Annotated in this window: 11 protein-coding genes; 8 read left to right on the top strand and 3 right to left on the bottom strand. The window is 61.9% G+C overall.

Annotation, left to right across the window (positions count from 1 at the left end; translation table 11 throughout):
• The first annotated feature begins 38 nt into the window (after positions 1–38).
• The 6 genes from ACP7BV_RS04180 to ACP7BV_RS04155 all read left to right on the top strand — a co-directional run bounded on the left by ACP7BV_RS04180 (position 39) and on the right by ACP7BV_RS04155 (position 6191).
• Positions 39–1058 carry a substrate-binding domain-containing protein gene (locus ACP7BV_RS04180; protein WP_426101796.1) on the top strand — a complete coding sequence of 340 codons (1020 nt, stop codon included), beginning with the start codon at positions 39–41 and terminating at the stop codon, positions 1056–1058.
• The gene (locus ACP7BV_RS04175) at positions 1055–1960 is read left to right on the top strand and encodes an AEC family transporter (RefSeq protein WP_426101794.1); all 906 of its coding nucleotides are present in this window, start codon (positions 1055–1057) and stop codon (positions 1958–1960) included. Before ACP7BV_RS04180 ends, ACP7BV_RS04175 begins: the two co-directional genes overlap by 4 nt.
• 58 nt (positions 1961–2018) lie before the next feature.
• Positions 2019–3188, top strand: coding sequence for a hypothetical protein (locus ACP7BV_RS04170; RefSeq protein ID WP_426101792.1), 1170 nt, complete (start codon positions 2019–2021; stop codon positions 3186–3188).
• A 310-nt stretch (positions 3189–3498) separates the two neighbouring features.
• A complete protein-coding gene (locus tag ACP7BV_RS04165; protein WP_426101790.1) occupies positions 3499–4161 on the top strand; it encodes an N-acyl amino acid synthase FeeM domain-containing protein in 663 nt (220 codons plus the stop codon).
• A gap of 42 nt (positions 4162–4203) precedes the next feature.
• Positions 4204–5127 (top strand): ThiF family adenylyltransferase, encoded by a 924-nt coding sequence (locus tag ACP7BV_RS04160; RefSeq protein ID WP_426101788.1) that lies wholly within the window; start codon positions 4204–4206, stop codon positions 5125–5127.
• A complete protein-coding gene (locus ACP7BV_RS04155; protein WP_426101786.1) occupies positions 5124–6191 on the top strand; it encodes a molybdopterin biosynthesis protein MoeY in 1068 nt (355 codons plus the stop codon). Before ACP7BV_RS04160 ends, ACP7BV_RS04155 begins: the two co-directional genes overlap by 4 nt.
• A 175-nt stretch (positions 6192–6366) precedes the next feature.
• Here ACP7BV_RS04155 and pepA read toward each other — a convergent pair whose 3' ends face one another.
• The 3 genes from pepA to ACP7BV_RS04140 all read right to left on the bottom strand — a co-directional run bounded on the left by pepA (position 6367) and on the right by ACP7BV_RS04140 (position 12114).
• Complete coding sequence (gene pepA, locus ACP7BV_RS04150; RefSeq protein WP_426101784.1) at positions 6367–7230, bottom strand: flocculation-associated PEP-CTERM protein PepA; 864 nt, start codon at positions 7228–7230, stop codon at positions 6367–6369.
• Between the two features lie 403 nt (positions 7231–7633).
• The gene (gene icmF, locus ACP7BV_RS04145; protein WP_426101782.1) at positions 7634–10921 is read right to left on the bottom strand and encodes a fused isobutyryl-CoA mutase/GTPase IcmF; all 3288 of its coding nucleotides are present in this window, start codon (positions 10919–10921) and stop codon (positions 7634–7636) included.
• A 149-nt stretch (positions 10922–11070) separates the two neighbouring features.
• A complete protein-coding gene (locus ACP7BV_RS04140; RefSeq protein ID WP_426101780.1) occupies positions 11071–12114 on the bottom strand; it encodes a GGDEF domain-containing protein in 1044 nt (347 codons plus the stop codon).
• A gap of 287 nt (positions 12115–12401) precedes the next feature.
• Here ACP7BV_RS04140 and ACP7BV_RS04135 point away from each other — a divergent pair, with 287 nt between their 5' ends.
• Both ACP7BV_RS04135 and ACP7BV_RS04130 read left to right on the top strand, forming a co-directional pair.
• Positions 12402–12743 carry a Flp family type IVb pilin gene (locus ACP7BV_RS04135; RefSeq protein WP_426101778.1) on the top strand — a complete coding sequence of 114 codons (342 nt, stop codon included), beginning with the start codon at positions 12402–12404 and terminating at the stop codon, positions 12741–12743.
• A gap of 72 nt (positions 12744–12815) precedes the next feature.
• Positions 12816–13349, top strand: a complete 534-nt coding sequence (locus ACP7BV_RS04130) for an A24 family peptidase (RefSeq protein ID WP_426101776.1) — start codon at positions 12816–12818, stop codon at positions 13347–13349.
• Positions 13350–13415: the final 66 nt, after the last annotated feature.

The following is a 13415-nucleotide window of genomic DNA, read 5'->3' as shown; positions in this document are numbered from 1 at the left end:
TTGCAGGCTATGTCCACATTGCCCATGCAAGCGACGCCATGAACTTGAAGAGCCTTGCCCGAAATCTCGGGATATCAAAGACCACCGTCAGCCGCGCTTTGAATGGCTATCCTGAAGTGAATGTGCTCACGCGCGAGCGTGTCATGGCCGCCGCCAAAGAGGCCGGTTACGAACCCAATCCCATGGCGCGCAGCCTGGCCGTGGGCCGCACCAATGTGTTCGGCATCATTTACCCGCTGTTGCCCAGCGACCTGGCCGATCCGATGTTCCTGGACGTGGTCGGCGGCATGTCGGCCGCGCTTGAAAAGTGCAAGATGAACCTGATCATTGCGCCCGTCTCCCAGCAAAATGAGTTGCCGTCTTACGAACAAATGGTGCGCGGGCGCCGCGTGGACGGCCTGGTGGTCAGCCGCACACTCGTCAACGATGAGCGCATTGCTTACCTGCTCAAGAAGAACTTTCCCTTTGTCGCCCACGGCCGCACCGAGGTCGACCAGCCCTACGCCTGGTTCGACTTCGACAACCAAGCGGGCATCACACTGGCTTGCCGCCACCTGCTGGCGCTGGGCCACCAGCGCATCGCCATGATCAGCGCGCCGCTGGCCTTCAATTTCGCGCGCCAGCGGCGTGACGGTTTTCTGGACTGCATGCGCGCCGCCGGCCTGGCGGTCGATCCGGTCCACCTGGCCGACAACACGCTCGACCGCCGCTCCGGCTACCAGGCCATGCAGCAATTGCTGGCCAGCTCGCCACGTCCCAGTGCCGTGATCGTCGACAACCATTTGTCCGGCGTGGGCGCGGTGCGCGCGCTGCTTGACGCCGGCATTGCCATCGGCGAGGAAATATCCGTCATCGTCTGGGGCAGCGTCGAAGATTCGCTGGTGGGCTCGAACGTCACCACCATCGACCAGCCCGACAGCGACAAGGCCGGCGCCCTGATGGTCGAGATGTTGCGCGCGGTGGTGGGCGGTGCCGATCCGGCCAGCCTGCACGTGCTGTGGCAACCGACGCTGCTGGCCGGGCAGACTGTGGGACCCTGCCCGCAGCGATTTTGTTGACCTCGCTGCTAACACTACTGCTGCCGCTGTTCTTGCTGACCGCGCTGGGCTGCGCGCTGGCCCGGACGCGCTTGCTGGCGCCCTCCTGGCAGGCGGACTTGACCGAGCTGACCGCCAAGGTGTTCATTCCCGCCTTGTTGTTCAGCGGCGCCAGCAAGAACGGCATTCCCGCCTCCATGTCGTGGCAAACCCTGGCCGCTTTTTTCATTCCCTTGCTGCTGCTGTTTTTGGCGGCCGCCTTCGGCCTGCGGCGCCAGCGCGCCGGCGCCGCGCGCGCGCTGGCGGCCACCTATTCAAATACCGTGTTTGTCGGCATTCCCGTGCTGGCCCGATCGTTCGGTCCCGACAGCCTGCAGTACGCCTTTCCCGTGATCGCTTTTCACAGCCTGGTCGCGTTTACCTTGTATTACCTGGCCGCTTCCCACGCGAGCGGCGCCGCCAAACTGTCCGCATCGCTATGGAACGTGGTCAGCAATCCGATTGTCGTGAGCCTGATGCTGGGACTGGCCTGCAATGGCGCCGGACTGGCGCCGGCCGCGCCGCTGGCGGCGGTCCTGGCGCTGCTGGCCGGCGCCGCGCTGCCGTGCGCCTTGCTGGCGCTGGGCGCCTCGCTGGCGACGTTTCGCGTCGATCACTGGCTGGAGACGGGCGCGACCGTGGCCGCCAAGCTGCTCCTGCTGCCGGCCTGCGTGCTGGGCATGGCGTTGCTGGCGTTTGGTCTGCCGCCGGCGGCGACCTCGGTGCTGGTCGTGATCGCCGCCTGCCCGGTGGGCGTGAACGCCGCCGCGCTGGTGCAGGCCGACGGCGAGGACGCGGGCGTGGTCAGCTCGGCCATTTTGCTCTCGAGCGTACTGTGCATGGCCACCCTGCCATTCTGGATCTGGATCGTAAGCGCCTTGTAGAAGGTAATTACCATCGATTACAATCAGTGACGGTAATTACTTGAAAGCGCGTTAAACCATGGTAAAACCTGAACAAGCCATCAGCTGGCACTACCCCCGTTCCGACCTGGCCGCCAGCTACCTGGACACGCTGCAAGCAGGCTTGATCTCGTCGATGGTATTGTTTGCCCCGCGCCGCAAGGGCAAGACGGAGTTCGTGCTGGAAGACTTGCTGCCTGCGGCCGAGGCGGCAGGCTACCGCACCGTGTACTGCAGCATGTGGCAAAACCGGTCCGACCCGCTCGGCTCGCTGCTGCTGGCGCTGACCAACGCGGCCAAGCCCAAGACCTTCGGCGAGCGCTTGCAGGACCGCATCTTCCGGCCGCTGCGCAAGACGGCCATTGAATTGAATGCCGGCCCGCTTGGCAAGATCCGGGCCGAGGCAGAATTCAATGCCCGCGGCGTGGCCAATCAGGCGGCGCTGCAAAGCTTGCCTGAACTGGTGGACGCCGTCATCCATGCCTCCAAGGGCAAGGTCTTGATCGCGCTCGACGAAATCCAGCATCTGGCCAAGCCGGAATTTCAGGAACTGGTGGCGGCGCTGCGCACCACGCTTGACGTGCGCAAGAAGGTGGTCAAGACGGTGTTTACCGGTTCCTCGCGCAACCGGCTGCAAATGATGTTCAGCCAGATCAAGGCGCCGCTGTTTCAATTTAGCCAAAGCACGGATTTTCCTGACCTGGACGAGCGCTTCGTCGGCTTCATCATGGCCTCATTCCGGCAGGCCACCGGGCGCGAGGTGCCGCCGGACCAGGCGCAGGCCGCGTTCGCCGCCCTGAGCACTACGCCGGGACTGTTCCACGACGCTGTCGAGCGGCTCATGAAAACGGGCGGCACCGGCATCATGGAAATTGCCCAGCAGGTGCTGCTCGAGTCGCGTGACGCGTCCGGTTATGTGCAAAGGTTGATGGACATGCGCCCGCTTGACCGCGAAGTGATGCGCGCCGTGATCGCGCGCTTGCCGCTGTACACCGAAGATACGCGCCGCCAGCTGGCGCTGGCCGTGGGCATCGAGGGCGAACCGTTGACCACGCGCCAGGTGCAGATCGCAGTCGAACGGCTGGTTGCCGAACAGATTATTTATCAGGCCGGCAGGGGCGTCTACGAGATCGAGGATGACCAGCTTGCCGAGTGGCTGCGCGCCGCGCCCAGCCTGATCGGACAGGGTGATGCGGATGAACGCGCGTGATGTTGAGACGCAACAAGCCGTTTTCCCAACACACGATTGGGAATCGCTTGCTAAAAATTCCTTCCGGAAATATCCTACATACATAGTTTTTACTAATTGAACTGAGCCCGTTTTCAGCGTTCCAGCGTGCTCGCCTTCGGCACGATGTCTGTGCGGAGGGGTTTTGGGAGGGCGCCAGGAGGATTCTGTGGAACAACAGCCGGAACAAAATAGCGTGATTGCAACAAATGTTAGTGATGAGCTCGTAACAAACGCCCAACATTGCAAAGTTCAGGATACTATAACGACCACGCAATTCGAGGACGTGATCGTGAACCAGGACTTCTACGGCATCCGGCTGACAGATACAGCCGAGGGCCGCAATTCGGCCAGCATGCTGGTCAGCAAGATGTATGCTTGGCGCGGCTATGCCGGGACGCATCACTTCAATGATGACCCCAACCGCATCACGCTGACCGCGACGGACAAGGGCGATGCCATTGGCACGCTGACGCTGGGCATCGATTCGTCTGCCGGACTGAACGCGGACAATGTTTTTGGAGAAGAACTCGATGCATTTCGCGCCAGCGGCGCCAAGCTCTGCGAATTCACCAAGCTGGCCTTCGACACCTCGGTGCGCTCCAAGACTTCGCTTGCCAACCTGTTCCACCTTGCCGTCATTTACGCGCGCGATATCCACAACTGCACCGACATCGTGATCGAAGTCAATCCGCGCCACCGCCGATTTTACGAGCAAATGCTGGGCTTTCAACGTTTTAGCGGCATCAAGACGAATGCCACTGTCAACGCCCCGGCCTTCCTGCTCAAGGTCAACCTGGAATTTGTCACCGAGCAGATCCAGAAGTATGGCGGCACCTGGGACCGCGACCATGGCGCGCGCTCGTTCTACACCTACTTCTTCTCGCCACGCGAAGAAATTGGTATCATCCAGCGCCTGCAGCGCGTGGACCGGCGCCAGGAAGAAACGGCCTGAACTGTGATGCCGCTGGCCCTGGGTTCGTGATATTATTTTTCAATGGGAATAACGCAACCACAACACAGCGCCGACGGCGCTGACACCAGCGCGCCGTCGGCCGGCGCGTTCGATTATCAACAGGCATTTTCCCGCAATATCGGCTGGGTCACGCCCGACGAGCAGCAAGTGCTGCGCAACAAGCGCGTGGCGATTGCCGGCGGCGGCGGCGTGGGCGGGGTGCACCTGCTGACGCTGGCGCGGCTGGGGATTTCCAAGTTCCACATCGCCGACTTCGACAAGTTCGACATTGCCAATTTCAACCGCCAGGTGGGCGCCAACATGAGCACGCTGGGGCAGCCCAAAGTGGACGTGCTGGCCCGTATGGCCCGCGACATCAATCCCGAAATCGAGATCAAGGTCTTCCCGAGCGGCATAGACACGGCCAATCTGCCGGCCTTCCTGGAAGGGGTCGACCTGTACGTCGACGGCCTGGACTTTTTCGCGTTTGCGATCCGCCAGCAAACCTTTGCCCTGTGCGCCAAGCTGGGCATTCCAGCCACCACGGTCGCCCCGCTGGGCATGGGCGCCGCACTGATCAATTTCATGCCGGGCCAGATGACGTTCGAGGAGTATTTCCAGTGGGGTAATTTGCCCGACCTGGACAAGGCGATCCGCTTCGTGGTCGGGCTCGCGCCGGCCGGCCTGCACCGGCCCTACCTGGTGGTGCCGTCGGCCGTCAATTTCCACGAGCGGCGCGGGCCGTCGACCTTCATGGCGTGCCAGCTGTGCGCCGGCATCGCCGCCACCGAAGCGCTGAAAATCCTGCTGGGCCGCGGCGACGTGCTGGCGGCCCCGCGCGGCTTGCAGTTCGACGCCTACCGCAACACGCTGGCGCGCACCTGGCGCCCGGGCGGCAACCGCAATCCCTTGCACCGGCTGGCGATCATGATCGGCAAGCGCCACATGGCGAAGGCGGCCCCATGAGTGCTCTGACGGTGATCGAGCAGGTGCTCGACCTGGCGCGCTGGGCGCCCAGCGGCGACAACACCCAAGTCTGGCGCTTTGAACTGCTCGGGCCGCTGCATGTGGCCGTCCATTGCCACGATACACGCGAACACTGCGTCTATGACCTTGACGGCCATCCCAGCCAGTTGTCGCATGGCGCGCTGTTCGAGACGCTGGCCATTGCCGCCAGCGGCCACGGTTTGCGCGCCGACATTGCGCGCCGCACCGACAGCGCCGAGCAGCGCCCCGTGTTCGACGTGCGCCTGGTGCCGGACGCCGCCGTCAAGCCGAGCGCGCTGATCGGCGCCATTACCCGCCGCAGCGTGCAGCGCCGCCCGATGAGTACGCGCATGCTGACCGGGGCCGAGAAGGCGGCGCTGCAGGCGGCCGTGGGCGACGACTATGTGCTGACATGGATCGAAGGCATGGGTCCCAAGCTGCGCGCGGCGCGCCTGATGTTCAACAACGCCAAGTTGCGCCTGACCATGCCCGAAGCGTATGAAACCCACCGCAAGATTATCCATTGGGGCGTGACCCACAGCCCCGACCGGGTGCCCGACCAGGCCCTGGGGGTCGATGCGATGACCTTGAAGCTGATGCAATGGGCAATGGTCAGCTGGCAGCGGCTGGCCACGATGAACCGGTGGATGGGCACGGCCGCGCCGCGCCTGCAGATGGACTTTGTGCCGGGCATCGCTTGCGCGGCGCACTTCGTGATCAAGGCGAAACGCAAGCCGGGCAGCATCGACGATTATGTCGCCGCCGGGCGCGCGCTGCAGCGCTTTTGGCTGACCGTGACCGAACTCGGTTTGCAGATGCAGCCCGAAATGACGCCGCTCATTTTTTCCAAGTACGTGCGCGAGCAGACCGTCTTTACCAAGACCGCCAGCCTGCATGGCCTGGCGGCGCGGCTGGAACGCGATACGGCCGCGCTGGTGTTCACCGACGTTAATTTTCCCGTCTATATGGGGCGCGTGGGGGCGGGCAAGGCGCCAGCGGCGCGTTCCGAGCGCAAGCCGTTAAGCGAGCTGATGCTCCCTTGAAGTGCGCGGCTTGCCGGTGGAGACAAAAAAGCGGACTCTGGTCCGGTTTTTTCTGCAAACAAAAACAGAGCACTGGGGTCGCCGCTTTGTCTTCCCCCAAAATAAAAGAGCGAACCGAAGTTCGCTCTTTTATTTTGCTCAGCTTGTTAGCCAAGCTTGCTAGCCAAGTCGAAACTTAAGCTTGCTTGCGCTTGCGGCTGACTACACCGGCGCCCAGGATTGCCAAGCCAAACAGGGCCAGCGAACCTGGCTCTGGCACTTCGGCAAGCTTGAACTGACCGTTGTTGCTGACGAAAAAGTGGTTACCCGCCACGTTCGAGTAGGTACCGCTGCCGCAGCCTGGGCCCGTGTAGTGCGAGAACTGGCAAGCAACTTCATTGACCAGGGTAGGGGTCAGACCTTTTGGACCGACGCCATTGGCGTTGGTAAATGCAAACGCCAGCAGATCTTCATTGGCCAGATCGCTACCGTTTTCACGGAAAAAGTAGCCGGCATGCAAGCCGCCCGGCGTGGTCGCCTTGGCGTTCACGGTGATCTGGCCGTTGCCGGTTGGGTTACCCGTGCCGTCTACCAGACCGCCGCCGCCTGGCATGACCTGGAATTGGGCGATTTGGGTGCCAGTGTTCGCGCCGAACACGCCAGCGGTGGTGCCGTAGGTTTTGGTCGTGTTGTGGTACATCGTGATCGTACCGCCAGCGAACTGGAAGCCGCCTGCGAATTGACCCGAGCCATACGCTTCGAAGGTTGCAGTAACGTAGCCGCCTGGGAAGGTATCGGTGAAGATATCGCCATTGCTATCAGCCTGGGAGATGTTGAACACTGCGTGCTCGACAAAGTTGAAGGTCGATGCGCTGGTGGCGTTCAGCTGGATGAAAGCGTTGCCGTTCACGTCCAGGTATTCGTTGATGGTTTGGGCGGTGGCAACGCCGGTACCCAGTGGGTTGAACTGCCAGTTGTTCAGAACGGTGCTAGCGCTTGCCGTGCCGACCATTGCCAGCGAGACTGCCGCAGCTGCTGCGAGTTTGGTAAAGAATTTCATGATCTTGTCCTTGAGAATTAATTAAATCGGGCTTTCGCCTACATAGCCTCATGTAGCAAGTCTTGTGCCCGATTAAGGAATTGCCCTAAAATCAATGACTTATATGATCTAGCGCAAACTCGAGGTAGCCCGGTGTAAAGTTTGTCGACAGACTAATTCCACGTGGAAATTTACTGGAATGGCGGAAATGCTTATGAAACTTCGGTCGCAAGGCGCATTCGCCGTAGGATGATCAAGTAATTTTATATAGGACAACACGCCGCAGCTGCATTCGCTGATCGTGTTGCGGGGGTTTCCATCTCGATGTGACATGTTCCCCCCGGGCCTTTCATATGAAAAACGCCACCTGTGATCAGCGACCCGCGCGAATGCAGCCCAATAAAGTGCAAGCGCGCTGCAAGGCTTACATATTCCTGCGGTACTGCCCGCCCACTTCAAACAGGGCCGTGGTGATTTGCCCCAGCGAACAAACCCGCACCGCATCCATCAATTTTTCGAACACATTGGCGTTGTCGATCGCCGCCTGCTGCAAGGCGGCCAGCGCTTGCGGCGCCTCGGCCGCATGCAATTGATGGAACTGTTCCAGGCGCGTCAACTGCGACTGCTTCTCGTCATCGGTAGAACGGGCCAGCTCGATTTTTTGCGGCGTGTCGTTCGCCTTCGGATTGCGGAAGGTATTGACACCAATGATCGGCAGCGTGCCGTCATGTTTTTGGTGCTCGTACAGCATCGACTCTTCCTGGATCTTGCCGCGCTGGTAGCCGGTCTCCATCGCGCCCAGCACGCCGCCGCGCTCGGCGATGCGTTCAAACTCTTGCAGCACCGCTTCTTCGACCAGGTCGGTCAATTCTTCGATGATGAACGCGCCCTGGTTCGGATTTTCGTTCTTGGCCAGGCCCCACTCGCGGTTGATGATCAACTGGATCGCCAAGGCCCTGCGCACCGATTCATCGGTCGGCGTGGTGATCGCTTCATCGTACGCGTTGGTGTGCAGGCTGTTGCAGTTGTCGTAGATCGCGATCAGCGCCTGCAGCGTGGTGCGGATATCGTTGAAGTCGATCTCTTGCGCATGCAGCGAGCGGCCCGAGGTCTGGATGTGGTACTTGAGCTTCTGGCTGCGATCGTTCGCGCCGTACTTGTCGCGCATCGCAATGGCCCACAGGCGGCGCGCCACGCGGCCGAGCACCGCGTATTCCGGGTCCATGCCGTTACTGAAGAAAAACGACAGGTTCGGCGCGAAGTCGTCGATGTGCATGCCGCGCGCAAGGTAGGCTTCGACGAAGGTGAAGCCGTTCGAGAGCGTGAAGGCGAGCTGCGAAATCGGGTTCGCGCCCGCTTCGGCGATGTGGTAGCCGGAGATCGACACCGAGTAGAAATTGCGCACCAGGTGGTGCACGAAATACTCCTGGATGTCGCCCATGACCTTGAGCGAAAACTCGGTGGAGAAGATGCAGGTGTTCTGGCCCTGGTCTTCTTTCAGGATGTCGGCCTGCACCGTGCCGCGCACATTGGACAGCACCCAGGCGCGGATCTTGGCCGTTTCATCGAGCGTCGACTGGCGGCTGTTTTCGAGCACGAACTTGTCGATCTGCTGGTCGATCGCGGTGTTCATGAACATCGCCAGGATGGTCGGCGCCGGGCCGTTGATCGTCATCGAAACCGAGGTGCTCGGGCTGCACAGGTTAAAGCCGTCGTACAGCACTTTCATGTCGTCGAGCGTGGCGATCGAGACGCCCGAGTTGCCGACCTTGCCGTAGATGTCGGGGCGCAGCGCCGGGTCGGCGCCGTACAGCGTGACCGAGTCGAACGCGGTCGACAGGCGCTTGGCGTCCATCCCGGTCGAGACCAGCTTGAAGCGGCGGTTGGTGCGGAAGGCGTCGCCTTCGCCGGCGAACATGCGGGTCGGATCTTCCCCTTCGCGCTTGAAGGCGAACACACCGGCGGTGAACGGGAACGAGCCGGGAACGTTTTCCAGCATCAAAAAGCGCAGCACTTCGCCGTGGTCTTCATAGCGGGGCAGGGCGACCTTGCGAATTTTGGTGCCCGAGAGCGTCGTGAAAATCAGGCCCGTGCGAAGCTCTTTGTCGCGGATTTTGACCACATAGTCGTCGCCGCCGTAAGCGGCCTGCATGTCGGGCCACATCGCCAGCAGCTTTTTGGCGTTGGCGTCCAGCGCATGATCGCGCTCGGTGATCAGGTCGTCGAAGTCGGCGCTCTTGGCGGCGGCGACCAGCATGCGCTTGGTTTCAAGCAGTTGCTGGCGTTCGCGCGCGAGCTTGACTTGCCGGCTGGTCGTTTTGTGGTAGCCGCGCACGGTGTCGGCGATTTCGGCCAGGTAGCGCGCACGCGCCGGCGGCACGATGACGTGCTTGCCGCTCGAATGGCGAATGTCGAGGTTGGCCAGCTTGCCGGCGCGCGTTTTCAAGCCGAATTCAGCCAATTTTGGCAGCAGGCCATGGTACAGGGCAGTGACGCCATCGTCGTTGAAGCGCGACGCCTGGGTGCCGTAGACCGGCATTTGTTCGGGCCGCACGGTCCACAGTTCGCGGTTGCGCTGGTACTGCTTGGCGACGTCGCGCAGCGCGTCTTGCGAACCCTTGCGGTCGAACTTGTTAATCGCGATGAAGTCGGCAAAATCGAGCATGTCGATTTTTTCCAGCTGCGAGGCGGCGCCGAATTCGGGCGTCATGACGTACATCGACACGTCCACGTGCGGCACGATGGCGGCGTCGCCCTGGCCGATGCCGGAGGTTTCAACGATGATCAGGTCGAAACCGGCCACCTTGCAGGCGGCAATCACGTCCGGCAGCGCGGCCGAAATTTCGGAACCCGCTTCGCGCGTGGCCAGCGAGCGCATGAATACGCGCGGGCCGAGCGCCCAGGGGTTGATCGCGTTCATGCGGATGCGGTCGCCCAGCAGCGCGCCGCCGGACTTGCGGCGCGACGGGTCGATCGAGATGACGGCGATATTGAGCGCGTCGCCCTGGTCGAGGCGGATGCGGCGGATCAGTTCATCGGTCAGCGACGACTTGCCGGCGCCGCCGGTGCCGGTGATGCCCAGCGTGGGCACCGGCAGGCCGGCGGCGGCGGCGACGAGCGCCTGGCGCAGCGCGGGCGCGGCCTTGTCGTTTTCCAGGGCCGTGATCAATTGGGCCAGCGGACGGTGGCGCGAGGCCACGTCGCCCGTTTGCAAGGGCGCGAGCGTGGTCGGCGAATAGGTCGACAGGTCGATGTCGCAGGCCTGGATCATCGACTCGATCATGCCGACCAGGCCCATGCGCTGGCCGTCTTCCGGGCTGAAGATGCGCGTCACGCCATACGCGTGCAGGTCGGCGATTTCGTCGGGGACGATCACGCCGCCGCCGCCGCCGAACACCTTGATGTGCGCGCCGCCGCGCTCGGCCAGCAGGTCGATCATGTACTTGAAGTATTCGACGTGGCCGCCCTGGTAGCTGGAAATGGCAATGCCCTGCACGTCTTCGGCCAGCGCCGCGGTGACCACTTCGTCGACCGAGCGATTGTGGCCCAGGTGGACCACTTCGACGCCGTTCGACTGCAGGATGCGGCGCATGATGTTGATCGAGGCGTCATGGCCGTCGAACAGGGAGGCGGCGGTGACGAAGCGGACTTTGTTGGCCAGCTTCGGTTGCTCGGGCAGGTTCAGTTTGACGGCGGGGGTCAGATCGTTCATGGTCATCCTTGCTAATCGAACTTGTACGGTATATGACGTTTACGTTAACGTCAAGCAGAGCCGGTGGCTTTGGCCTGTGGAAAAGCGTAGCGCCTTCCAACAAAGGCGAGCGCCACGTTGACGCGGGGGAGCGGGATTGCCGGCGCTCTTTAAAAGAATTCGGCGGTGTCGTTCGAGGCGGCCGCTGCCAGCTGGCCGCTGGAGACCAGCTGGTCGTAGTGGCAAGCCTGGTTGCGCCCGTGGCTCTTGGCGTAGTACAGCGCCTGGTCGGCGCGGCCCAGGATATTCACGGGCGACTCGTACGGGCTGATCGCCACGAAGCCGACCGAGACCGTCACGCGGCCGACCTGCGGGAACACGTGCTGCTCGACGTTGGTGCGGAAGCGGTCGATGATCTTTTGCGCGTTGTCAAGCGTGGTCGAGCGCAGCAGCACGACGAATTCCTCACCGCCGAAGCGAAAGACCCGGTCTTGCGAGCGAAACGAGGAGGTCATCAGGTTGGCGATCAGGATCAGTACTTCGTCGCCGTACAGGTGGCCGAACTTGTCGTTGACCAGCTTGAAATGGTCGACATCGACCACGGCCAGCCATTGCTTCTGTTCTTCGGTGTTCTGGCGCCGCTCGGGCTGGCCCGCCTGCGGCGCTTCGAGTTCGGCCACCGAGGCGTGCACCATCTTGCCGAGCTGATCGTCGAAAGTCTTGCGGTTCAACAGGCCCGTGAGCGAATCGCGCTCGCTGTAGTCGAGCAGGTTCTGGAAGTTGCGGTAGACGCTGACGATGCCGCCGATGATGTGGATGGTGTCGGGCTTGTAGGGCGTGGGGTGGACGATTTCAAGGCAGGTATCGGCCTTGTCGCCGATCCAGATCGGTAGCCACAAGGTGTGGCGCCCGTCGGCGCCGACCGCTTCCGCGCTCGACGCGTGCTGCGCCAGGCACGCTTCGAGTACCGGCAGGGTGGCGATCGGGTCGCCCACGCAGGTGATGTCGATATGGTCTTCCATGCGGGCCGGCTCGCCCGCGCAGATGATGGCCCGGGAACGGATGAATTTGGCGCCGCGTACCGTGACAATGGTGAGCACGCGCGTCTGGGACGCGCCTGCCAATTCCTGCACCGCCGAGATCACCGAAATGTCGAGCATGGTGTGATCGCGGTGGCCAGTCATGTCCACCATGTGTTTCAGAAGGGAATCCATGTCGTTCTCAGAAATGTAATCTGCCAACCATCTGTCGCTTGAGAATAATGGGCGCTCCCATGTTCGCCGAAAAGTACGCCCGCAGGACCGGTTCTGACCGGTCGCGCGGGGCGCGCCCCGTAAAGCCTGTGCAGGATAATGGCTTTTTGCCTATTAGGCAATTATTGTGCAAAAAAATCTTGCATTCTCCCTGATTCTACCGTTGACGGTCGTCCTGCGGCACGGCGCCGCCAAAACTTTTTTATTTCCCTTCGCCATCCCACGTCAAAAGCTGCCTTGGGAAAAAGTTGCGCATCGTCAATATAGATTGCAGGGCAGCGATTTATAGTGGTTTCAATGGCGCAGCAGTTGAAAAACAGCAGGCGTTTTTCGCGGCAGCGGCTGCGATCCGGGTTGCTGCCGGCGTCAGGGTTTGTCTCTTATCCACACTTAAGGAGTTTCAAATGAGCACATTTATCTCGGCAGTACGGACTTTCATTGCTGACGAAGAGGGCGTCACCGCTCTCGAGTACGGGATGATTGCCGCGCTGATCGCGGGAGTCATCGTGACGGCCGTCGGTTTGCTGGGCACCTCTGTTTCACAGACCTTCACGGACATTACAAAGGCGATGTCTGGGAAGACAACGTAAGTTAGCATCCGCCCTCGGCGCAGGGCCCTGCGCCGAGGGCTTTTTTTGTCTTCAAGACCGGGAAAGCTTGCCATGCACAACCAAACCGCACTCGAGCTGGTCCTGGTCGTCATCCTGCTGCTAGCCAGCGCGTTCGACCTGCACCAGCGGCGCATCCCCAACCGCCTGCTCGCGGGCGGCTTGCTGGTCGCCATGGTGCTCCATCTGTCGTCCGGCACCGCGTCCGCGCTGCTGACCACTTACCTGGCTGGCTTCGCGCTTGGCCTGCTGATGTTTCTTCCCCTCTATCTGCTCGGCGGCATGGCCGCCGGCGACGTCAAGCTGATGGGCACCGTGGGCGCCTTCCTCGGTCCCGCCTTGGTGTTCCAGGCCAGCTTGGCAACTTACTGCTGCGGCGGCGTACTGGCCGTGCTGATCGTGCTGTTCAAGGGCAGCGCGCGAACCGCGTTTGCCAATGTGCTGGCGCTGCTGTTGCCGGTGCTCATGCGCCTGCAAGGGGCGCAACTGGCGAGCGCTGCGGCGCCAGCGCCCAGCGTGGGCGGCATGCCATATGCGGTGGCCATTATGGCCGGTACCTTCGCCGTGATGTACCTGCGCCACACCTGAGTTTGCGGTTTGGCATTTCTTGCTTGGTGTCAAAGGGCGCCAGACACGCGTAGCTAGAATCAATTT

Origin of the sequence: Massilia sp. TSP1-1-2 (assembly GCF_049896185.1) — a bacterium.
Taxonomy (GTDB): domain Bacteria; phylum Pseudomonadota; class Gammaproteobacteria; order Burkholderiales; family Burkholderiaceae_D; genus Telluria_A.
This window is presented reverse-complemented; position numbering and strand designations above follow the sequence as displayed.

Bases quoted from the DNA above. Each gene is read 5' to 3' on its own strand.
- ACP7BV_RS04180 (WP_426101796.1), top strand. From the start codon at position 39: ATGAACTTGAAGAGCCTTGCCCGAAATCTCGGGATATCAAAGACCACC.
- pepA (WP_426101784.1), bottom strand. From the start codon at position 7,230: ATGAAATTCTTTACCAAACTCGCAGCAGCTGCGGCAGTCTCGCTGGCA.
- ACP7BV_RS04170 (WP_426101792.1), top strand. From the start codon at position 2,019: ATGGTAAAACCTGAACAAGCCATCAGCTGGCACTACCCCCGTTCCGAC.
- ACP7BV_RS04140 (WP_426101780.1), bottom strand. From the start codon at position 12,114: ATGGATTCCCTTCTGAAACACATGGTGGACATGACTGGCCACCGCGAT.
- icmF (WP_426101782.1), bottom strand. From the start codon at position 10,921: ATGAACGATCTGACCCCCGCCGTCAAACTGAACCTGCCCGAGCAACCG.
- ACP7BV_RS04155 (WP_426101786.1), top strand. From the start codon at position 5,124: ATGAGTGCTCTGACGGTGATCGAGCAGGTGCTCGACCTGGCGCGCTGG.
- ACP7BV_RS04160 (WP_426101788.1), top strand. From the start codon at position 4,204: ATGGGAATAACGCAACCACAACACAGCGCCGACGGCGCTGACACCAGC.
- ACP7BV_RS04130 (WP_426101776.1), top strand. From the start codon at position 12,816: ATGCACAACCAAACCGCACTCGAGCTGGTCCTGGTCGTCATCCTGCTG.